The organism is Bacillus sp. 22475 (assembly GCF_052044835.1).
GTDB classification, from domain to species: domain Bacteria; phylum Bacillota; class Bacilli; order Bacillales; family Bacillaceae_G; genus Bacillus_A; species Bacillus_A cereus.
Genome location: NZ_JBQENW010000003.1, coordinates 73,258 through 96,052, shown reverse-complemented (window position 1 = coordinate 96,052; position 22,795 = coordinate 73,258). Strand labels below are relative to the sequence as shown.

Here is a 22,795-nt window from a genome sequence, read left to right as displayed (position 1 = left end):
ATGGAAGAGAAAACAAATACAACGAATAGCCGTCGTTCGCGACCAGCAAAAGAACCATTGAGTAAAGAAATCATTGTGAAAACCGCATATAACCTCCTGGAGTCTGAAGGAATATCAGGTCTTAGTATGAGAAAAATTGCAAAAGTGCTAGATACAGGACCATCTTCTTTATATGTTTATGTTAAAAATGCTGATGAATTAAGAGCGTTTGTATTAGATTATGGTCTAGGAAAGATTGAAGAAGTAGATGTCAAAAATGAAACATGGAAAAAAGAATTATTTGAACTTGTATATTCATATTTCAGAATTTTGTTCAATTCCCCTGGAATGGCAGAATTGGCTTTAATGACAATTCCAATTGGACCAAATTCGTTAGCTCTTACCGAACAGATTTTGCACCAATTACACCTAGGAGGAGTAAATGCGAAATCATCAGCATGGGGAGTAGATATTCTACTGTTATATGCTGCTTCAGTCGCCTTTGAACAAACAGCACGTAAAGAAAAGGGAACTACACTTGACGCAATTCGTGCTTCGTACGAAACATTAGATGTAGTAAAGTATCCGATGATTGTAAGCTTAAAAGATGATATGTTGTCTGGTGGAGAAGAAAGGTTCCGCTGGGGATTAGAAGTTGTACTTCAAGGTATTTTACATGCACAATAATAAGGATTTTAAAATCGAGAATTAATGGCGATATTTATATAAAATAAAAAACACACTATGTCTTTAAAATATAGTGTGTTTTTTATAATTAATTCACTTTTTTAATAAAGCCTTTATAATGACGTTTTACAAGCTGGCTTTCTAAAGTCTTCATGGTTTCTAGTGCTACACCGACAATGATAAGTAAGCTTGTACCACCAATTTGAGCAGAAGGTGGTAACGTAGCAATTTTCGTGAATACGAGCGGTAATATAGAAATTGCACCTAAGAAAATTGCACCGATAAATGTTAAACGGTATAAAATTTTAGTTACATATTGTTCAGTTGCTTTACCAGGACGAATACCAGGAACATATCCATTTTGCTTTTTCAAATTCTCAGCCATTTGTTCAGGATTTACTTGAATAAATGCGTAGAAGTATGTGAAAGCAACAATAAGACCGACATAAAGTGTCATTCCAATTGGATGTGCGAAATCAAGATTTGCAACTAACCATTTTGATACGCTTGAATCAGGGAAGAGCTGCGCAATTGTACGCGGCGTCATTAAAAATGCAGAAGCAAAGATAACTGGTATAACACCAGCACTATTTACTTTAAGCGGTAAATGAGTGTTTTTTGCTCCTTGATATGGATTGTTTCCTGAAACAGCTTTTGCATATTGGATCGGTATTTTACGTACAGCTTGTTGAATGTAAATAACGCCAACAACTATCGCTAAAATTACGAGTCCAATTAAAACAATTTTTATTATGTGCATGAATAGCTGATCGCCAGCATTTTGGAATTGTTGTAAATAAATTTGATTTGCAACATTTGGAATCGCGGCAACGAGACCTGCGAAGATAATCATCGAAATACCATTACCAACTCCGTTAGCGGTAATTTGTTCGCCTAACCAAAGTAAAAATGCAGTACCTGCAGTTAAAACTGTCGCAATAAATAAGTATGTAGTCCAGCTTTGATCTGTTATTAATTGTCCACCTGCTATATTATTAAAGCCATAAGACATTCCGATGGCCTGTATGAATGCGAGAATGATTGTAAAGTATCGAGTGAATTGAGCTGATTTCTTACGGCCCATTTCTCCTTGCTTTGCCCATTCCGAAAACTTAGGTATAACATCCATTTGTAGTAATTGTACTATGATGGAAGCTGTAATATATGGTGTAATACCTACAGCAAAGATTGAGAAGTGTTGCAATGCTCCTCCGCCAAATACGTTTAACATACCTAGAACGTTAGCTTGATCTTGTACTTTTAATACCTCTGCGTTAGTATGAGGAACTGGAATAAACGTGCCAATTCGAAAAACGATTAACATCGCTAGTGTAAAAAGGATTTTCCTTCTTATCTCAGCTACTCTCATGAAATTTGAAATCGTACGAAACATTATGTCGCCTCCTATATTTTTATCAGTAAAAAACTGATTATTATACCCTATGAAGTAACCACAAACCTCCTTCCGCACTAAATTCATTTGACAAATGGATTTTCATACACTTTGTAGTTTTCACGGATATAAAAATATAAGGTGTTATATAAGCGACCTATACACTTCACGTAATCATTCAATACCCATAATATATCGAATAAATTAACAAATGTACATACATACGCATTAAAAATGAATAAATAGGGTCATTTTTTACATTTATTTAATGATAAATTGATAGGACATTACTATTCAAGATTGTTATACATGTTATAAAAATAAAGGTGAGCCATTATGATTTATAACTAATATTCATTCAAATGTGTCAGCTAATAGTGTCTCCCAATCTTTAAAGGATAATTTATCATTTATATGTTTTAGTGCGTTAGGTACAAAAATATGACAAATAAGTTCTAAGCTATTACCATCTGGATCAATAAAATAAACAGATGCATTACCTTGATGTGGACGGACAAATGGTTCAATAGATTCATTACTCCCAAACGGAACAGCTTTAATTTGAAGTGAGTGTAACCAATGTAATGATTCTTTTAAATCCTCATAGGAAACTCTAAATGCAATATGACGTAAAGAAGGATGATATTTTGTTTCGTATTCAGAGCCCGCCCATAATCCTAGCCAACTTTTCCCATCCTCAATCCAAAAGAATGCTGTTGATTCATCGCTCCAGGCTAACTTCAACCCTAGTTTTTCATAAAATTCGATAGATTGTTTTAAATTACTCACTGGTAAATGCGCTTCGTATATTCCTTTAATCAATTAAAATCCTCCACCTTTTTATTTTCTTACAATTAATATATCGATTTAAAAAGAATTTAAAATCAAATAAAAGTATGAAAGTACATACTACTTTAGTAGTAGTAATAGTAATCAATTATATTTCAATTAAAATTCATCTCCCGCTGATTAAAGTTTCACTTTATGTGATTAGAAAATTCTTTTTGTTTAAGAAGGAATAAATATTAAAGAAAGCTAAATAAACAGTGTACGTATTTATAGGGGAGAAGATGTAAATGAAAGTTGTTATAAAAAAATTACCACCATTAGAAGTAGCGTATATAAGACGAACTGGTAGCTACTTTGAACCGCAAGATCACTGGGGGAAGTTACTGAACTGGTCAATTGAAAATAAACTGTATCCACCAAAGCAATCATTTATCGGAATATCATTAGATAATCCTGAACTTGTTGCAAGTCATAAGTGCCGGCATGATGCATGTGTTATGATTCCTGAAAACTTCGATAAAGAAAAGTATCATGATGTGCAATTTAAAAGATTAGATGGAGGTACATATGGTCTATACCAGTTCTATGATGAACCTCATAAATTAAGTGAAGCGTATCAATACATGTATGCAGAGTGGCTACCAAATAGTGAGTATGATGCAGATTATGATAGAGATAATTTAGAGTTTTGCTTAAATAATGTTGCTGAAGATCTAGAAGGAAAGTTAAAGGTTGATTTATTTGTGCCAATTAAAAACATACAAAAAAACAAATAACTTCATTTGTGGCTTTAAAATGAAATTGGAATAGTAGTGAAAGAAAATCTGTTTTCGAAGATAATGTTTTTAGCGTAGAAATTTAAGTATGTAGGTTGCAATGAAAGGAGAATCCGCATGGATACATTTGTAAATGACAAGTTTTATGAAACGAGAAATCAATTAGTTGAGGAAATTTCTTTGTTGAGTGATGCTCAATTTAATAGGAAACCAGATAAGGATAAATGGAGTATTGCACAAGTTTGTCATCATTTAGTTTTATTAGATGAGAGAGTGATAACAGTTATTTCCTCAGGGTTAAAAAAGTTAGATAGTACCCAAAATGAGCGTAAAGAAATTCACACTATTTTATTAGATAGAACGAAAAAGTTTATAGCTCCAGAAATGATTGAACCAAGTATAGAACCATTTGAAGTGGAGCAAATGCTCAATATGCTAAACGAATCAAGAAAAGAATTGATGCGTTTCCTGAGTACAATAGATGATGAGTCTGTATTAGCGAAAAAATCAGTGATGCATCCAGCTCTTGGAGAATTGCCCCTTGATCAGTGGATAGAACTGATCTATTTGCATGAACAGCGTCATATGTTACAAATCAAAGAGATAAAATTGCTTTGTGAAATTGAAAAGTAAAAATTATTCCCTATTTATTGATACGTATTATAAACAAGGAAAACGGTTGATTCATATTGATTCAGAAGAAAACAAAAATAGAATGAAATTAGTTGAAAGTGACCAATAAGCTTAAGAAAATATGAAACTATCCGATTTTCTGTATAAGTGTAACCCCGTCTTAAATGAAGAGCGGGGTTATTTTTTTGAAAGTGTTTTTATTTAGAAGGAAATAAATCAGCAACGAAATTCAAAAAATTAATCATGATAACATATTGTATATGCACGTTTTAATAAATTGAAATAATGATAAGTGATATGTCCTTATTTTGAAAGTACACTTCACACGCTTAAGGAAGGAGTATTCTGTCAGAAAACGATAAAATACAATTCTGTTAGGGGATGTATGCAATTTATTCTCTTTATTTTTGCAACAGAACCACCTTCAAAATTATCTTTTGTAGTTGAAGTTTCCTAAATAATAAGTTACATTTTTAAAGTTCAAGCAACTTTATGAAAGTACAAAAAGGGGAGAAATATTATTATTATGCAAAAAATGAAATGGAAGAACTATGTATGTTACTTTGTAATTCTATTACTGCTTGGAACGGCAGTAATAGTCAAACCACCTATCTCTAAGGCTGAGGAATCTGAAGTTAATATTACATTGTTAGGTACTGCAGATATTCATGGTAGATTTATGCCTTGGGATTATGCGCTTGATGGAGCAAATATGAGTGGAAGTTTGACGCAGCTTTATACGGTTATAAAGAAGGTCCGTCAAGAAAATCCAAATACCATATTAGTAGATGCCGGGGATACAATTCAAGGAAACTCAGTAGAATTATTCAACGATAAGCCACAATCGCCAATGATGGTAGCGATGAATACAATGGGATATGATGCCTGGGCATTTGGAAATCATGAATTCAACTTTGGATTAGATACATTGAAAAAAGTTAGTGAGCAATATAAGGGAAAAACGTTAGCAGGAAATATTTATAAGGAAAATGGAGAGCGCTTTCTTCCTGCATATACAATTGTAGAAAAAGGTGGAATTAAAGTTGGGATTATTGGTATGAATACACCAATGATTAGTGATTTTGAAAAAGGGACAGATCACTTAAATGGTTTAGTGGTGAAAAATCCGGTAGAAGAGACGAAAAAGGCAATTAAGGAATTAGAAGGTAAAGTAGATGTAATGGTAGGAGTTATGCATATGGGACTAGAAAATGAGAATGGTATCCCTGGTACTGGTGTTCAAGATATTGCAAATGCTTGTCCGGAACTAAGTGCTATTTTTGCGGCTCATATGCATAAACTTGTAAAAAAAGAAGTTGTAAATGGCGTAATTATTACAGAACCAGATAAATATGGAACACATATTTCACGTATTGACCTTACTTTTACAAAGCAAGATGAGAAGTTGGTTTTAAAAGATAAAACTGCTACCGCTATACCTGTAAAAAATGCTGATGGAACAACGATATTATCTGATCCTACACTTGAAGAAACACTAACACCTTTTCACGAATATGCGAGAGGAGATGCAAATGTTGTAGTCGCTCAATTAAAGGGTAGAAATCTTGTTCCTGAAAATGAAATAAAGGGTATCCCAAGTGTTCAGATTCAAGAAACACCTTTATCAGATTTCTTTCATGAAGTCATGCTCTACTACAGTAAAGCAGATGTAGTAGCCCATCAAATTGATAATGATTATGCCCGTTTGGATACAGGTCCTATTAAGAAAAAAGATATTGCGTATAATTACCAATATGCCTTGGGAGAAATTACAGTATATAAGATTTCTGGAAAAGATTTGAAAGACTATATGGAATGGGCAGCAGGATATTTTAACTCATCTCGTGCCGGAGATGTAACCGTTAGCTTTGATAAAACCCGCCGTGCATCTAAATACAGTACGAACGATTTCTTTGGAGGCGTAAAATACGAAATTGACTTAACAAAACCATACGGAAGTAGAATTACAAATTTACGCTCTATTCGTACAAACAAACCAATCAAAATGAGCGATGTTATGACGCTGGGAATGAATGCATATAGAATGGAGGCTCTTCAGGCAAAAGGAGGAGCTTTAGAGGGGCGTAAGTTTGAACAAATTTGGTCATCTAAACAAGAGAATGCATTTGGAGAAACAGGTGGAACCATTCGTAACCTTGCTATTACATATTTAAAAGAGGTAAAGAACGGTGTATACACACCAAAAGTTATGCGTAATTGGAAAATTACTGGTGTAGATTTACATTCTTCAGAGCATAAGGCTGTAGTTGATCTTGTGAATAAAGGGATTTTAGAAATTCCAAAAACAGAAGACGGAAAATACACAAATATAGCATCTATAAATACGAAAGACTCAATTTCAAAAGAAGAGATTGTAGCACTCTCACAAAAAGCAAATATTAATCCAAATCAGTTTAAGCATATAAAAACGAAAGGTGAATTTTACAAAAAACTTAGTAGGATTACTAAAAAAATATAAATTATAAGGTTTCTTATAGTAATTGTTATTTTAATAACATTAAACCCACTCTTACAATAGTAAAGAGTGGGTTTTTATGTTGTTATTTAGAGGTAAGTATACTTTTATTACAATGAATATAGATAATTAATAACTAACCAATTGGGTGAGCGCCTATAAGGACTCTCTTTTATTCAAATTAATGTACATATGTGTTCCGTTCATTATTTATAATATTGACCACAATTTATGTAATTTTGCATAATGTTACATAAATTGTGTATTTTCTCTTTTTTCCGACAGAAATAGACAGTATACTTTGTACAAGCTTTCTATTTCAAAAATTATACGAGGTGAAATAATGAAAAACAAAAAGACATTAACTAAGGTAGCATTAACAACAGGATTAGCTTTAACAGCTGTGGCACCATATGGGGTAGGTCATGCAGAGGAAACAGATCAACTACAAGTTCAAATTCAGGAAGAATCGTTCCGTTCGGGTGAACTGACACAACCGTCACAAAAGACACCAGAAAATGTAGTAAAGGATGCACTTAAGGAGAAAACAGAGCAAGCTCTCTCCCAAAAACAAGTCAATGGAGAAGCAGGAGTAGATTATAAAGTCCTTCAAAAACGTGGTTCGTATGATGGAACTACACTTGTACGTATGCAGCAAACATACGAAGGAAAAGAAGTATATGGTCATCAATTAACTGCACACGTAGATAATAATGGTGTTATTAAAAGTGTTTCAGGTGATAGCGCGCAAAATTTAAAACAAGAAGAATTGAAAAAAACTATTAATCTATCAAAAGATGAAGCAAAACAATTTATTTATACGAAGTACGGGAACGATATCAAGTTTATTACTGAGCCAGAAGTTAAAGAGGTTATTTTTGTTGATGAAAATAATGGACAAGCTAAAAATGCATATCAAGTTAAATTTGAAGCTGCAACACCAAACTATGTTTCTGGTACTTATTTAGTAAATGCACAAAATGGTGATATGTTAAAAAATATGGTACAAGAATCTAACTTAAAAGCCAGTGACAAACTAGTTGGCGCTTTAAAGAAAAATAAACAAAGCAGTCTTACATCATTAACCGGAACAGGAAAAGATGATTTAGGTATTAATCGTTCATTTGGTATCTCTAAACAAAGTAATGGCAAATATGCTCTTGCTGATTATACAAGAGGGCAAGGAATTGAAACATATGATGTGAATTACAGAGATATTACTAAAGAAGAAAGCTATTATCCTGGTACATTAGCGACTAGTACTTCGGCAACATTTAACGATCCAAAAGCGGTAAGTGCTCATTACTTAGCAACAAAAGTATTTGATTTTTATAAAGATAAATACAAGCGCAATAGCTTTGATAATAAGGGACAAAAGGTAGTTTCAGTTGTACACGCTTGGGATTCTGAAGAGACGAATGATCCGAAAAATTGGCAGAATGCATTAAGTGCTAATAATGGAAGTATGCTTGTATATGGTGATCCTATTGTTAAAGCATATGACGTAGCTGGACATGAATTTACACATGCTGTTACTTCTAGCGAATCTAATCTTGAATATTACGGGGAATCTGGTGCGATTAATGAGGCACTATCTGATATTATGGGAACATCTATTGAGAAATACGTAAATAATGGAAACTTTAACTGGACAATGGGAGAACAAACAGGATCTGTTTTCCGTGATATGGAAAACCCAGCTTCTGTTCCATCTTCACTAGGAGTACCTTATCCAGATGATTACAGTGAATTTAACGATTTTAATGGATGGGATCAAGGCGGTGTTCATTTTAATTCAAGTATTATTAATAAAGTTGCGTATCTCATTGCAAAAGGCGGTACTCATAACGGAGTAACTGTTAAAGGAATTGGTGAAGATAAAATGTTTGATATTTTCTATTATGCAAATACTGATGAGTTAAACATGACTTCTAATTTCAAAGAATTGAGATCAGCATGTATTCGAGTGGCAACTAATAAATATGGTGCGAATACAGCTGAAGTTCAAGCAGTTCAAAAGGCATTTGATGCAGCAAAAATTAAGTAATTTAGAAATATAGTTATCATTCATATATTAATATATTATGAAAAACAGCTAATGTCATTTTAAGGATATTAGCTGTTTTTTCGTAGCAATGTATTATTGAAAATAAACTGACTAAGCAATAGTTAGGCGCTTTATCTTTAAGAAGTTTCGACAAATAAATAAGGTTTAAAATATATAAAAACAGAAAATTAATAATATATTGACCTCTTGATGGAAAATCTATAGAATGAAAGCGATAACAAACGATTGCTTTAAAATGATTTCCCTGATCTTTTAGCATTTACAAACATATGAAGGCATTAACAAATCTATTTTTTTAATCATTAATGCAAACGTTTTCGCATTAAAAGGTCATTGAAATACATACGTGAAAATAGCCAATATGGAGGTGAATTAAAAGAGATTTCTAGATTAATTTAAGCAGTGTTATTCAGTGTAAGCATAATAAATCACTAGTAATATTTGAAGAAAGGGTGTATGTGGTGCAAATTACAAAAAGGTTAATTAACAAATCAGTTTTATTACTTACTTTAATCGTTATGTTATCATCTGTTTTCTCCTTTCAGAGTGTGAAGGCAGTTTCAAATTCGAAAACAACTGAAGTTATCATTCATTACAAAGAAAAGCTTGGAAATACAAAAGACTGGAATATTTGGTTATGGGGAGAAAATGCAAATGGTACATCTTATGAATTTACTGGTGAAGATGAATTTGGAAAATACGCTAAGATAAAAATAGAAGGTGACTATAATCGTGTAGGATTTATAGTTCGAACAAATGAATGGGAAAAAGATGGTGGGGATCGTTGGATTGAAAATATAAAGGACGGTCGTGCTGAAGTATGGATTCTTTCGGGTGATGAAAAAGTATATAACTCTAAGCCTTCATCGGATCTCTCAATTCAAAAAGCAACTATTGATAGTTTCCATGAAATTACTGTAACGACTAATGTCCCGTTTAATATTAAGGAACAGAAAATTGAAATTGAAGGCATAAAAATTAAGAATATTACTCCTTATGATATAAACAGTGGAGATGTTACTAATAAGGTTAAAATAATTACGGAACAGAAAATTGATTTAAAACAAACATACAAAGTTAAAATTGAAAACTTAGCTGATACGAATACTGAAATCGGTAAAGTCATTCGTAGCGAGGAATTCGACAATTTATTTTATTATGGTGGTAATGATTTAGGGAATATATATACTCCGCAATATACAAATTTCCGTGTATGGGCTCCTACTGCGAGTGAAGCGAAGTTGGTTACATATAAAAAATGGAGCGATAAAACAGGTACTGAAATAAACATGCAACAAGGTGAAAAGGGAACTTGGACAGCAGAACTAAAAGGGAACCAAAAAGGGCTCTTTTATACGTATAAGGTCAAAATTGGTGATAAGTGGACTGAAGCGGTTGATCCATATGTGCGTGCTGCTTCTGTAAATGGGGATAAAGGTGTAGTCGTTAATTTAGAAGACACAAATCCGAAAAAATGGAAAGCAAACAAAAAGCCAAAATTTAAAAATCCAGAAGATGCTATTATTTATGAATTACATGTACGCGATCTTTCCATCCAATCTGAAAGTGGTATTAAACAGAGAGGGAAATATTTAGGTGTAACAGAAAAAGGAACAAAAGGGCCAGAAGGTGTAAAAACAGGACTTGATCATATAAAGGATCTTGGTGTTACTCACGTTCAGTTTTTACCGATATTTGATTATGCTTCAGTAAATGAAGAGACTTTAAATGAACCGCAATATAACTGGGGATATGATCCTAAAAATTTCAATGTTCCAGAAGGCTCCTATTCTACAAATCCTTATGAGCCGACTGTTCGAATAACTGAATTAAAGCAAATGGTTCAAACACTGCATGATAATAATCTTCGTGTGGTGATGGATGTAGTATATAACCATATGTATAATGCTGCTGAATCTAATTTTCATAAGTTAGTTCCAGGTTATTATTATCGTTACAATGAAGATGGAACATTTGCAAATGGAACCGGTGTAGGAAATGATACTGCTTCAGAAAGAAAAATGATGAGGAAGTTTATGATCGATTCTGTAGCATACTGGGCAAAAGAATACAATTTAGATGGATTCCGTTTTGATTTAATGGGTATTCATGATTATGAAACGATGAATGAAATACGTAAAGCTGTTAATCAAATTGACCCTTCTATTATACTGCATGGAGAAGGCTGGGATTTAAATACACCTCTTGCAGCTGAGTTGAAAGCAAATCAAAAAAATGCGGAGAAAATGAAAGGGATTGCTCATTTTAACGATAATATACGTGATGGATTGAAAGGTAGTGTATTTGAGGAGAAAGAAAATGGTTTTGTAAATGGAAAGCAAAACATGGAAGATCGTATTAAAAAAGGCATTACAGCAGGTATTGACTATGATACCAATTTGTCTACCTATCAAGATCCAGAGCAGGTGCTAACTTATGTGGAAGCACATGACAATCATACATTATGGGATAAACTTGAGTTAACTAATCCAGATGATAGTGAAGAAGTACGAAAACAAATGCACAAATTGTCTTCTTCGATTTTATTAACATCACAAGGGATTCCATTCTTACATGCAGGACAAGAGTTTATGCGCACGAAATATGGTGATCATAATAGTTACAAATCTCCAGATTCAATTAACCAGATGGATTGGTTGCGCCGTGCAACGTTTAATAATGAAGTAGATTATATGAAGGGGTTAATAGAATTACGCAAAAAGTACTCAGCTTTTCGAATGACATCTGCAGAGCAAATAAAAACACAAGTTTCATTTATAGGTGCCCCGAAAAATACGGTTGCTTATACAATAGAGGGGAATAAAAATGAATACTTTACGGTGGCTCACAATGCAAATAGAGAAGCTGTTGAAATAAAACTTCCATCGAAAGGGCCTTGGAAAGTACTAGTAGATGGCAAGCAGGCGGGAAGTAAACCACTTTATGTTGTCCATGACAATAAAATTAAAGTTCCTGCATTAAGTTCCATTGTTTTAAAATCAGAAAAACCGATTAAATAAAAGCGAAGAGTGTGGAAATAAATACTGAATTGAGCAAAGTTAATAAGGATTGCAAATGAAAAAAGCGAAGTAAAAACAACCTTTACTTCGCTTTTAAAATTAATATAGCATAATTTCACATACTGTAATTAAATTACAATTCAATGAAGAATAAACAAAAAGGGAAGAGCTCATCAAGGTTCTTCCCTTTTTAATGTTTCATTAGGGGATCTTTCATTTTTTAATCGTGTATGGATTAGCGTGACGATGATTTATATATGTGATTGGTTAAAATGAAACATTACAAGTATAAGATTATGCGCTTAGTAATCTCGTTATTTAAGGCACGACATTGGATGAGTGCGAGGAGTTCAATCGATTCTGAATAAAATTAATAGTATCAGCGGCAATTTTTTTACGTTTAAGAACTATCCCGGCATGCCCACATGTATAAATATATCGTGTAGGCCTTTCCCAAGATTCCCACAAGTAGTCTGTATCCTCAGAATGCACATATAGATCGTGCTTACCTGAAATTAATAAAATATTTTCTTTTTTTACTTTTGGTAATGCTTGACTCGGTTCAGTGATTTTCCAATAATCTATTAAATCATCATACGTAACACCATGATGTTCCAAGTCTTCTCTAATAAATTTACCTGGAGTCGTATTCCAAATAGAATAAGAAAGTCGATTTGCATAGAAAATGGATGCTAACACATCAATTTCTTCTTCAACAAGAGAGGTTAAGTTAGTAATAAATCCGCCTAAACTAATTCCTATTAGAATCAGGGGCCCATTTTTATTTGCTTTAATCCATTTAATCAAAGCTCGTAAATCAGCTACCGCTTGTCTAGTTGCTTGTACTGTTCGTTCAATGTTTGCACTTACCATATACTCTCCACTGAAAAGGGATTGATCGGGTTTTCTTTCAAAATGATAGGGTAGAGTGAAATAATACATATTCCACTTTAGGCTGGTCATATGATCGTGGAATATTTTTTTCACACGTTCGTTAGAATCCATTCTCCAACCATGAACAAAGATAACCTGAGGTGCATCTTCATTTTTATGTAAGAATAATTCCCCAGTTACAGAGTCGTTGCGTGAATCACCAGATTGAACCGAGCTTTTATAGTTGAATTGTCCAACCATGTATTTCTTTTCCTGTTTTGAATGCTTAATGTCAAAATGAATATGTGATGGTTTTACTTTATAAAAAGATTCTATGTCCTTTATATTTAATGAAGTGTTAGAAAGGGAAGTATACTGAAACGCTACACTTCTTTTTTTATGTAAATCATACAAGGCGTACCGATCAATGAGTTTTGAAAAAATCAAATTAACCTCCTCCAAAATACATATTGTTTAAAACATGGACAAAATTTATGTTTTAAATTAATTATAAAATATTCTCTTTTCCTAATAGTAGGTGCTTGAATTATAAAAACAGGTGATAAATTTGTATATTATATTATAAAGCTTACAATAAATAATTTATACTAAAATTTAAGAAGCAAGTTAATATTCTTATCCATATAAAAGAATGTTAACTTGTTTCTTTTCTTATTAAAAGATGTAATTTCTATTAGGAACTTACAATTCTCAAATAAATATTCACAAATAGGTTCTCTATATTTATTGTATAGAAATTATACAATAAATATATTTTTTATATTATATACATTAAATTAAGCTTAACCTCTCTTTTCTATAAGTCTCTTAAATTGACTAACTCCTTACCGAAATTCAAAAACGACTGTGTTTTTGAATTTGTGTTCTAGCTTTTCTGGAACAGGTAAATAACTACACATAAACTCCTTATATCTCTAGTTAAACTACCGATTAGCTCCATATAAACTCTAGATAACCTATATAGAATACAAGATATCAAGGAGGTAAGAAAAAATGAATTTTATGAAACGAGCAATTCTCAGTATAAAAAAAAGGATAGGAACATCATTAATTTTGATGGCAGTTTTTCTGATTGTTACAAATTTGGTTCTTTCAGGTTTCACAATCCAAAATGCGTCAAAAAAAGCAGCGGATGCTGCGAGAAAAAAACTTGGTGCAGATGTTACTTTAGGTCTTGATTTCGACAAATTAGGTCAAAAAGCTAAGGAAACTGGAGAAATGCCAAATCCACCGCAGCTCGATACAAAAGAAACAGATCAATTAGCGAAATCCAAGTATGTAAAAGACTATAATTACATAGCTAACACTTTCGGTATTTCTGATGGACTTAAACTAGTAGGAGCTTCAGAAGAAGAAGGAAAAGGTAAAGCCGGAATGGCGGCTGTGCGAGGCGGTTCAAGCTCTGGTACAGAAATAGATATGAATGCTTCTTTTATGATTGAGGGAGTTCGCAAGACTGCATTACAAGAAAGCTTTAAAAACGGAAAAAGTAAAATCATTGATGGAAAACCAATTACAGAACAAATGAAGGATCAGAATGTAGCTTTAATGGAAAAACGATTAGCGGAATTAAACAATTTGAAAGTAGGAGACAAAGTTAAAGTGCAATCAGGGGATAAGAAGGAAACCCTTGAGGTTGAAATTATCGGTATTTACGAAACAAATGAGCAAGCAATGGGTCAACAGGCTCCTCCTATTATGGATCCAGCTAATAAACTATATATGCCGCATTCAACTATGAAAAAATTAGAAGTAGACCAAGGTATAAGTAGTGTTCAAGTCGTGTATTTCTTGAATGATCCACAATATATTGATGCATTTAAAAAAGAAGCAAAAAAATCTAATATTGATTTTAATTATTATAAATTAGATGCGCATGATTCATTGTACAAGCAAATGATTGGTCCTATCGAAAATATCTCTTCGACTTCTCAAATGATTATTTATATTGTATCGATTGCAGGTGCGATCATTTTAGGATTAATCATTATGCTATCAATTAAAGGGCGTCGTAAAGAAATGGGAATTCTATTGTCTATTGGAGAGAAAAAGTGGAAACTGATGGCGCAATTCGTAGTAGAAGTAGTGTGTGTCGCTATTTTAGCATTTGGATTATCCATAACAACAGGAGCTAAAGTTTCTCAATATATCGGGGATAATTTACTTTCGAATGAAATTGCTACTGCAAGCGAAGAAACAGATACCTCGCAACATGGTACTGTAATGATGGCTGGACCCGGTGGTACTCTACAAAATCAAAAAGAAGATCCAATTGATAAAATTGATGTAAGTGTAACAGGAGAAGATGTAGGAAAAATGGGTGGAATTGGACTAGCTATTGCTATAATAGCAACGCTTCTTCCAGCATTATCTATTCTACGTTTAAACCCAAAACAAATTCTTTTAAAAGATGAATGAGGAGGCTCGATATGGAGACGATTTTACAGTTTAAAAATTTGGATTATTATTATGAAAGTAATGGAAAAAATGTAGCGATACTAGATAATGTTAACTTTTCTTTTCAAAAAGGACATTTCTACACGATTTTAGGGCCATCTGGATCTGGTAAAACCACAACTCTGAGCTTAGGTTGTGGACTGGATGTCCCTAAAAATGGTTATGTACTGTATAATGGCAAAGATATTAGAAAAATTGGTTTGGATCGATACCGTAATCAAAATGTATCTGTAATTTTCCAATCTTATAACTTAATTACCTATATGACCGCTCTTCAAAATGTCTTAACAGCAATGGAAATTACAGGTGTTAAAGTGCAAAATAAAACAGCAAGAGCATTAGAATTATTAGAGAGGGTAGGACTCTCAGAAGCTGAAGCGAAACGAAACGTCCTGCAACTAAGTGGCGGGCAACAACAGCGTGTAGCAATTGCTCGAGCACTATCTTGTAATGTTGATTTACTAATTGCAGATGAGCCGACAGGAAACCTCGACGAGGAAACCGCAATGGATATAATAGAACTGTTTCAAGAACTTGCACATAAAGAGAATAAATGCATTATTGTTGTGACGCACTCACAGGAGGTTGCTAAAAAATCAGATCGTGCAGTGTATTTAAGTAAGAAGAAGTTGATCATAAATGAAATCTAATATAAACATCGTAGCTGTTTAATTCACATATTTTTCAAAAACTAGACCTTTCAAAAGCTTATATTTGATTTATAATAAAATCAAGCCATAATCAAAATGGTCTCCCTGTACTGAATGTTAAAATAGTTTGTTGTTCCCGTTTTAATAATATTTTTAAAAGAACTTGTAGGATATTCTACAAGTTCTTTTTATTATAATTGGTTACCTATATCATGGGATAATCACACATAAAAAAAGAGACAATACCTAGATATATAATCTAAATGCTGTCCCGTTTACCTGTGTATCTGTATAGTTATTGCAGAATTAAACCTACAATCATAATTAAACTAAATACTATCATCCAACCAAACGCGCAATAGCCAAAAATTCTAATCCATTTAGGTAATTGATGCATGTTAATTTTATTTGTGGGAACTCCTTGCATGAAAAACATCATTTTTTGATCTCTATCTCTATTATTTTGTTGTTCATACATAATATCATCACCTTTCCAGAACTATTGTGTTTATAGTATATCAGCCTAAAGAAAATTATGTACAGAATAAGAGGGGATAGCATATATATTATGTGGTGGACTTTATAAATAAATGCATTTAATTGCCATAGTTCTAAGCACTAATCCGTTATAAATACTGAAAAAGAGCCCTACATAGATAGGACTCATTTTCTTCAAATGTTAAGTAGCTGGATATAAATCAGAACCAAGGTAACGTTCTTTTATAATTTGAAGATGATGAAGCTCATGACCAGCAATGATGTATGCTAATGCACGAACTGTAACTTCAGAATTATTCGCATTTCCTCTTTGTGACCAAGCTTCTTTATCTAAGCTTCTAAGTAAATACAGGGTAGATTGGCGAACAACTATTAAATTCTCAAGAAGATCTTGCATTGATTGCTTATCAAAAGCAGCTCTAAGAACATACATATCATCATTATAGCCTGGAAGTTCTGCTGTCTCGCCTCGAGCGATTGATAGCAATCGATACGCCATAATCCGTTCTGTATCTGCTATATGACCGATTACTTCCTTTATACTCCATTTAGTAGGAGCATACCGGAAAAGTCCCTCACTATTAGAAATTCCCTTTAATAAAAGATTCGTTTCTTTCATTTGTTGTTCTAGAATATGTATGATATTTCCGTCTGATACCAAGTTGGTATACGTTGCATAATAGGAGTTATATTCACTTACCTTTGGTCTTATTTGCATACGAATCATCCTTTTTGTTTTATGTTTAATCTTTACATATAGCTTATCATAAAAGAGTTCCAAATTAATCTGAAAAATGGAGGGAAATATGCATTTTTCATCTTCCTTTTCAGTTTCATAGATGAAATGCATCTCAAATAAGAGAATCTAATTTGCTGCTAAGCGGAATTTCGTTTTTGCTGTTATAGTAGAAGATAAATATGTAAATTGAATACAGTTTGTCACTACTTATGATAATCGCCATTTAAGAAGCAGCATTTGTCCATTAAGTGAAAAACCTGTTAATAAATTTATACTTACTACAAAAACAAACAAACTCGTCCTATTTAAAGGAGAGTTTGCTTGTTTTTATGTTTAGATAATGGAATACTCATGTAAAATTGCACACTATGTTCCATATTTTTTATTGAATACTTTATATCTAGCGTTTCAAGAATTTGTTTAACAATATATAACCCCAAACCACTTCCTCCAGTATTTCGATTTCTTGATTTTTCAATTCGATAAAATGGTTTGAAAATTTGTTGTAAATCTTCATCTTTAATATTGACACCTGTATTTATAATTTGCATTTCGATTTGACCTTGTTTCGAATCCTCACTTAACTTTATATAGACTTTTTCATTATGTGGTGAATACATAACCGCATTGTGAATAATATTTTTACATGCTTTTTCTAAAAGAGCACAATCTGTATAAATAGAAAGGTCAGAATCAATTTCTTTTATTATTTCGATGCTTTTTTGAGAAGCAAAAAATTCGAGATCTTTTGTGATTGTACCTATTAACTTTGAAGGATTAACTTCCTCTACTTTTAGTTTGAAGGTGTGTTGTTCTAATTTCGATACGCTTAAAATTTCACGAACTAATTGTTCCATACTTTCAATAATTTGATGATTTTTCTTTAAATATTGATCGCGATTTTGATAAGGGCCAATATTGTAAATCATCCCTTCTAAGTATCCTTTCATTACAGTAAGAGGGGACTTTAATTCATGTGCTACAATCGCAAAAAACTCTCTGCGTTTTGTTTCTATTTCTCTTTCTTTTTCAATATCATTTTTTAATTGTTCATTTGCTTTTTTTAAATCAAACATAGCTTGTTGTAAGTTAATAGACATGTCATTCAAACTATTAGACAATTCTCCTAACTCATCTGTAGAGCGAACCTCAATTTTTTCGGAGAAATCTAAATTTGCCATCTTTTGTGCACCTTCATTAATATAAATAAGTGGCTTTGTAATAAACCTGGAATAAAAATAAGCACTCCCTATACCAATTACGAGTACAATGATACTAATATAGGGGAGAAAGCGGACTAAAACCTGTGAAGCTTCATCAATCGGTTGAAATGTAGCAAAGACTATAAGCGTTAAACTACCATCTTGGAATTGAATTGGTTTCGTAACGTTATATGAATTGCTAAGGGTACTTGCATTCTCGAATCGTGTTGCTTTAGTAACTACTGTTTTTTGCGTACCACTTTGAATAAAAGAAAACGAAGGAGAGTAAATAATTACCCCTTCTTTATTTTGAAGGTAAAGCATCGCATTATTTTTTTTTGCGTATTCATCAAAAAGTGGTATCGCATCTTGAAACGTAAGATTTTTAGACTTATCAATGATTTCGTTTATCCCTGTTTGAAGTTGATCTGTTTTATATTGCTCATAAAATGTAGGGAGAAAGAAGTATAAAGTTAAATAAATCAATACTGCAAAGGATAACAAAATGAGAGATGTAGTCATAAAGAGTTTATAAGTGATTTGCTTCATTTTCATGAGTTTCACAATACTATTCATCAATTTTATAACCAATACCCTTTATTGTTTTAATATAAGGGATAGCTAATTTTTTGCGTAGGTTTTTAATATGTGTATCAATTATTCGTGTTTCTCCAAAATAATCGTACCCCCAAACTTTCTCTACGATATTTTCTCTTGTAAGTACTTTTCTCTCATTTTGAAATAGTAGTTGTAGAATTTCAAACTCTTTTGTCGTTAATATAATTTCAACGTCATTTACATACACTCTATATGCATCCACATCGATACGAACTTCTTTAAATATCAAATGATTATTTACATTTTTATCATAACTTCTTCTAAGTACAGCTTCGACTCGTCTAATCAAAACATGAAATGAAAAGGGTTTTGTTATATAATCATCGATCCCAAGATCGAATCCTTTCATTTGATCTTCCTCTTCTTCCAACGCAGTTAGCATAATAATTGGTACGTTTGACTGACTTCGAATCATTTTAGAAACTTCAAACCCATTAAGATTGGGCATCATAACATCTAGAAGAATTAAATCAAATGATTGCTTATTAAATTGTGTCATACCCTCTAGTCCATCTGAAGCGACTACCACTGTATAATGCTGTGTCATTAAAAATTGTTTAATTAATTCCTGAATTTCTTGATCGTCCTCAACCACGAGGATATGATAGTTTTTCATAATATCACCTCTGGTAGTCATTATAGCCGTACAATCTGGAGTTTATGTGGAGATACAGTAGTAAACTTCATAGGACGTTTACTATCAAAAAGTATTATTAGCTATATTATTTTTTGATGGAGAAATAATTGCTAAAAAAAACTTATCGTATGAATTGATGTACGATTAATATTTACGAAAAACTAATGTATAATAATGTGAATTGTATGTATTTTCTTGAAATTTGCGAAAATATACTTTTGCTTCTTTACCAAAAGAGGAAAAGGAATTTCAATATAGAAGAAGCTACCGTAATACTAGAGTGTGTGCCAAGAACTTTGGATTTCTTTCATCTAGTTTCTATTTAATCGTTAATCACTACATAACAATGTTCTTGCTAAACCAAAAGTTTAAAGGTACAAACTTGGAGAGATTTATATAATGCTAGAAAGGTTGTGAAATGATTTGATGGGTTATAAAGCGATGCTGTTTGATTTAGATGATACATTACTTGATAGGGATACAGCAGTAGAGGCATTATTTTTAATTGTTTTAGAAAAGTGTTATGAAAATGTAGATGGTGCGGCTAAAAGCAACATGTTACAGAAATTCAAAGAATACGATAAAAGAGAATATGGCATAAGTAATAAAACGACAGTTTTAGAATCATTGTTTGATGAATTCACGCCGAAGTATAGATTGCCACGCAATTACATCCAAGATTTTTGGAATAATAATTTCCCTAGATGTTTTTCAATAGAGCAAAATACTATTCATTTCTTAAATCAAATAAAGAAGCACTTTAAAGTTGGAATTATAACAAATGGCTCAACTCAGAGGCAAAAAGCTAAAATATTTAACACGAATTTAAATAAGTATTTTGAAACAATCATTATTTCTGAAGAAGTGGGATTTAGTAAACCTGATAAACGTATATTCGAACTAGCATTAAATAAGTTAAATTTACAACCGGAAAATACTTTATTTGTTGGGGATGACTTAGAAAAGGATATTGCTGGTCCTCAAAATGCAAATATAAAAGGTGTGTGGTTTAACCCTCAGAAAATCAAGAATACTACCAAAATACAACCATATGCCGAGATTAACACTTTGAATAGTTTGTTAAGTTATGTTACTCCGCAATATTTTTATAACAAGTAAAGGCAATTCCATATATATATTCAAAAATATAAAAAAAAGAGAAACTATCATTAATTTCATTGACCGTATTAGTAATAAAAAATATATACTTACAATAAAAAATAGAGGCGATTTTAATCGCTGTGGCTAATTTAATCTATGATTAATACGAAGTTTTGTAAAACAATTTTACTCATACTGTGTAAATTATAAAGGGGTGGTGTATAGTGATAATAAAGTTATTGAATTTTGATTAAAAAAGATAAGAGCCTTACTACATTCTATATGCAGCAAGGCTCTTTAAAGTTGTTTCAAATTATATCCATCTGCTTATGTAATGCTTAAAAAATGGATAATAAAGTTGTTTACTTCTTATTGAACTAACGCCCCCGTTAGTTTAAGTGTAACTCTTCACAATTATTTTATATTATATAGATAAATAGAAAGATAAATTAGAATTTGGTTTATAGTTATAAAAATAAGTTATTTATACCCTTATAATTCTTCAAAAAGGAGAGTGTATGAAAAAAACTATTGTTTTTGTATTAACGATATTTATATTATTCTCAGGATTTGCAACACAAAGTTATGCGTTGTCAGATTCGAAATCTGTGGCAATACAAGCATTGCTAGATGATGCCTGTCGTACGTCAGGTGTGCCTGGAATGTCACTCTCAATACTTGCTGATGGTGAAGTGTTCTACTTTTCTTCTGGGTATGCAGATCTTGAAAAGGGACTTTCTGCAAGTGAAAATACACTCTATGAGTTGGCCTCGGTGAGTAAAGCTTTTACTGGTATGGGGATTTTGCTATTGGAAGAGCAAGGGCTGCTATCAATGACTGACCCTATCCAAAAATATTTACCTTGGTTTACGTTAAAGTATCAAGGTAAACCTGTTGATATGCAAAACCTTACACTAAATAACTTTCTTCACCATACCAGCGGCCTAACAAATATTAGACATACTCAAAATATTCCACAAGGTAATACGCCTGATATGTTGCAAAAGACTGTGGAAACGCTGGCAGATGCAGAATTGGCGTTCTCTCCCGGTGAACAATATAAATATGGAACCGTTAATTATGACGTATTGGGTTTGGTTATTGAGATTGTATCACGACAAAGCTATGAAGACTTTATGAAGGAACAGGTACTTCTACCCTTAGGTCTTCACCAGACGTATGTTTATAAAGAAGATGCTCAAGCCACTGGACAGTTAGCACAGGGCTACCGTTCTTCCTTTTTTATAACAACTCCATTTAACGCTCCGGATTATGCTGGGAATAAACCTGCCGGCTATATCATTTCTAATACAAAAGATATGGCGCGTTGGATGGGCATACAGATGGGTATCGTGCAGGACATACCCGAAATATTTCACAGGGCCATCGAAAAATCACATAGGGGTGATATGTCTGTTTCGGCTGTCAATGATATGTATTATGCGGCAGGTTGGTCGGTAAACGCCGAACAAACGTTTATAGAACACACTGGGGGTAATCCAAATTTTAGTACCAAAGTAGCCATACTGCCAAATGAAAGAACAGCCATCTGCTTACTGAGCAACGGCACAAATACCAATATAAACCTGGTACTAAAAGTTAAAAATATATTAAACGGCAATCTAACTCAGTCATATGAGATAAGCGGCACACAGCTTTTGGACATCATTTTTTCGTCTACCACAATTATTCTTTGCCTATTAGCCGTTCTGTTATTTTTCTTAGGATTAAGAAAAAGGAAAACGAATGAGCAGCAGCCAATGACAAAAAAGAGAACAATCGTAACAATTATTTTCCTAATCGCTACGATTGCCCAGTGTATAATGGTTTTTGCCTTCGATTGGTCAACGATACTTATTTGGCAAACATATAGTGTTCTTACAGCTTTAATTTCGTCAACATTATTAACAGCAAGCATTACTTGGTTTGTATATACTCACCGATTAGATGCCTCGGTCCGAAAATAAGTATAATGTTAAGTAAATAAATCTTAATTTATTGATATCCTTAATTTAAAAAACAGAAGACACCTCGGTGTCTTCTGTAATGTCATCGACACTTCTCCTAGTTAAACCCACTTGCTATTTCTTCCACTAACCTGCCTCGTTAGTAGAAGAAGGATTTTTAAACTACTATATTATTTTTTAAATGACTTTATTGTAAATTAAACAACTTTAT

At 32.5% G+C, this 22,795-nt stretch carries 17 protein-coding genes; 10 read left to right on the top strand and 7 right to left on the bottom strand.

Annotated features, from left to right (window positions below; all coding sequences use genetic code 11):
* Positions 1–666: a TetR/AcrR family transcriptional regulator gene (locus tag ACTJJY_RS06690; RefSeq protein WP_440605257.1), complete on the top strand. Its 666-nt coding sequence runs from the start codon at positions 1–3 to the stop codon at positions 664–666.
* 88 nt (positions 667–754) lie between these two features.
* Here the strand turns inward: ACTJJY_RS06690 and secY are convergent, their stop codons facing one another.
* Complete coding sequence (gene secY / locus ACTJJY_RS06685; protein WP_000490131.1) at positions 755–2,059, bottom strand: preprotein translocase subunit SecY; 1,305 nt, start codon at positions 2,057–2,059, stop codon at positions 755–757.
* A gap of 354 nt (positions 2,060–2,413) precedes the next feature.
* Complete coding sequence (locus ACTJJY_RS06680) at positions 2,414–2,881, bottom strand: VOC family protein (protein ID WP_440605256.1); 468 nt, start codon at positions 2,879–2,881, stop codon at positions 2,414–2,416.
* A 254-nt stretch (positions 2,882–3,135) separates the two neighbouring features.
* On the opposite strand from ACTJJY_RS06680, the gene ACTJJY_RS06675 reads away from it, so the two are divergent.
* The 5 genes from ACTJJY_RS06675 to pulA all read left to right on the top strand — a co-directional run bounded on the left by ACTJJY_RS06675 (position 3,136) and on the right by pulA (position 11,821).
* Positions 3,136–3,624, top strand: coding sequence for an AraC family transcriptional regulator (locus ACTJJY_RS06675; RefSeq protein ID WP_440605255.1), 489 nt, complete (start codon positions 3,136–3,138; stop codon positions 3,622–3,624).
* 117 nt (positions 3,625–3,741) lie between these two features.
* The gene (locus ACTJJY_RS06670) at positions 3,742–4,257 is read left to right on the top strand and encodes a DinB family protein (protein WP_440605254.1); all 516 of its coding nucleotides are present in this window, start codon (positions 3,742–3,744) and stop codon (positions 4,255–4,257) included.
* 526 nt (positions 4,258–4,783) lie between these two features.
* Positions 4,784–6,736: a bifunctional metallophosphatase/5'-nucleotidase gene (locus ACTJJY_RS06665; RefSeq protein WP_440605253.1), complete on the top strand. Its 1,953-nt coding sequence runs from the start codon at positions 4,784–4,786 to the stop codon at positions 6,734–6,736.
* A gap of 340 nt (positions 6,737–7,076) precedes the next feature.
* Complete coding sequence (locus ACTJJY_RS06660; protein WP_440605252.1) at positions 7,077–8,780, top strand: M4 family metallopeptidase; 1,704 nt, start codon at positions 7,077–7,079, stop codon at positions 8,778–8,780.
* A 482-nt stretch (positions 8,781–9,262) separates the two neighbouring features.
* Positions 9,263–11,821, top strand: coding sequence for a type I pullulanase (gene pulA / locus ACTJJY_RS06655; protein ID WP_440605351.1), 2,559 nt, complete (start codon positions 9,263–9,265; stop codon positions 11,819–11,821).
* A 318-nt stretch (positions 11,822–12,139) separates the two neighbouring features.
* Here pulA and ACTJJY_RS06650 read toward each other — a convergent pair whose 3' ends face one another.
* On the bottom strand, positions 12,140–13,141 hold the full coding sequence (locus tag ACTJJY_RS06650; RefSeq protein WP_440605251.1) for an alpha/beta hydrolase: 1,002 nt from the start codon (positions 13,139–13,141) through the stop codon (positions 12,140–12,142).
* 567 nt (positions 13,142–13,708) lie between these two features.
* On the opposite strand from ACTJJY_RS06650, the gene ACTJJY_RS06645 reads away from it, so the two are divergent.
* Entirely contained in the window at positions 13,709–15,133 is a 1,425-nt protein-coding gene (locus tag ACTJJY_RS06645; protein WP_440605250.1) for an ABC transporter permease, read from the top strand.
* An 11-nt stretch (positions 15,134–15,144) separates the two neighbouring features.
* Positions 15,145–15,822 carry an ABC transporter ATP-binding protein gene (locus ACTJJY_RS06640; protein WP_072938658.1) on the top strand — a complete coding sequence of 226 codons (678 nt, stop codon included), beginning with the start codon at positions 15,145–15,147 and terminating at the stop codon, positions 15,820–15,822.
* Between the two features lie 295 nt (positions 15,823–16,117).
* Here ACTJJY_RS06640 and ACTJJY_RS06635 read toward each other — a convergent pair whose 3' ends face one another.
* From ACTJJY_RS06635 to ACTJJY_RS06620, 4 genes are all read right to left on the bottom strand, one after another.
* Positions 16,118–16,300, bottom strand: a complete 183-nt coding sequence (locus tag ACTJJY_RS06635) for a hypothetical protein (RefSeq protein ID WP_098390845.1) — start codon at positions 16,298–16,300, stop codon at positions 16,118–16,120.
* 201 nt (positions 16,301–16,501) lie between these two features.
* On the bottom strand, positions 16,502–17,038 hold the full coding sequence (locus ACTJJY_RS06630; RefSeq protein ID WP_016512709.1) for a DinB family protein: 537 nt from the start codon (positions 17,036–17,038) through the stop codon (positions 16,502–16,504).
* Between the two features lie 326 nt (positions 17,039–17,364).
* Positions 17,365–18,816 carry an ATP-binding protein gene (locus ACTJJY_RS06625; RefSeq protein ID WP_440605249.1) on the bottom strand — a complete coding sequence of 484 codons (1,452 nt, stop codon included), beginning with the start codon at positions 18,814–18,816 and terminating at the stop codon, positions 17,365–17,367.
* A 13-nt stretch (positions 18,817–18,829) separates the two neighbouring features.
* Positions 18,830–19,495 (bottom strand): response regulator transcription factor, encoded by a 666-nt coding sequence (locus ACTJJY_RS06620; protein WP_000800727.1) that lies wholly within the window; start codon positions 19,493–19,495, stop codon positions 18,830–18,832.
* 447 nt (positions 19,496–19,942) lie between these two features.
* Here ACTJJY_RS06620 and ACTJJY_RS06615 point away from each other — a divergent pair, with 447 nt between their 5' ends.
* Together ACTJJY_RS06615 and ACTJJY_RS06610 are read left to right on the top strand one after the other, a co-directional pair.
* Positions 19,943–20,635 (top strand): HAD-IA family hydrolase, encoded by a 693-nt coding sequence (locus ACTJJY_RS06615; protein WP_440605248.1) that lies wholly within the window; start codon positions 19,943–19,945, stop codon positions 20,633–20,635.
* 500 nt (positions 20,636–21,135) lie between these two features.
* Entirely contained in the window at positions 21,136–22,584 is a 1,449-nt protein-coding gene (locus tag ACTJJY_RS06610) for a serine hydrolase domain-containing protein (RefSeq protein WP_440605247.1), read from the top strand.
* The last annotated feature ends 211 nt before the right edge of the window (positions 22,585–22,795 follow it).